The organism is Pseudoalteromonas sp. MMG012 (assembly GCF_018100875.1).
GTDB classification, from domain to species: domain Bacteria; phylum Pseudomonadota; class Gammaproteobacteria; order Enterobacterales; family Alteromonadaceae; genus Pseudoalteromonas; species Pseudoalteromonas aurantia.
This window is the reverse complement of sequence record NZ_JAGJEF010000222.1, coordinates 1-543: the sequence shown is the minus strand read 5'-3', so window position 1 is coordinate 543 and position 543 is coordinate 1. Positions and strand designations below refer to the sequence as shown.

General features: G+C 44.8%; 3 tRNA genes and 1 pseudogene. All 4 read right to left on the bottom strand.

Annotated elements, in window-relative coordinates:
- Positions 1 to 78: pseudogene (locus J8L97_RS23160) on the bottom strand (elongation factor Tu); the annotation flags it as partial.
- A 127-nt stretch (positions 79 to 205) separates the two neighbouring features.
- Positions 206 to 281: transfer RNA gene (locus J8L97_RS23155), tRNA-Thr, on the bottom strand.
- A gap of 13 nt (positions 282 to 294) precedes the next feature.
- A tRNA-Gly gene (locus J8L97_RS23150) sits at positions 295 to 369 on the bottom strand.
- Positions 370 to 415: 46 nt separating this feature from the next.
- Positions 416 to 500, bottom strand: a tRNA-Tyr gene (locus J8L97_RS23145).
- Positions 501 to 543 lie beyond the last annotated feature (43 nt).

Below are 543 nucleotides of genomic sequence, written 5' to 3'. Positions count from 1 at the left end.
AGTTTTACCGTGGTCAACGTGGCCAATTGTACCAACGTTTACGTGCGGTTTTACGCGTTCAAACTTTTCTTTTGCCATGACGGAACCTATCGTTTATGTGTCTAGATTACATATAAAAACAATCCACAAAATGCGGATTAGAATTTTTCAATAAATGAATATTTTAGGACAAATCAAAGGAAGCGTTTGAGAAGATTCAGCAGCCTGGTGCTGATAGGCAGATTTGAACTGCCGACCTCACCCTTACCAAGGGTGCGCTCTACCAACTGAGCTATATCAGCAACACCAGAAAACTGGAGCGGGCAGTGGGAATCGAACCCACATCATCAGCTTGGAAGGCTGAGGTAATAGCCATTATACGATGCCCGCTTTAGCAAACTGTTTTCTTAACTACCTCTAACCGTCAAGAATAAAGTGGTGGAGGGGGCTGGATTCGAACCAGCGAAGGCAGTGCCGTCAGATTTACAGTCTGATCCCTTTGGCCGCTCGGGAACCCCTCCACGAAACAATTCTTTGTCTAAAGCTTCTACATAAGAGTGTAGA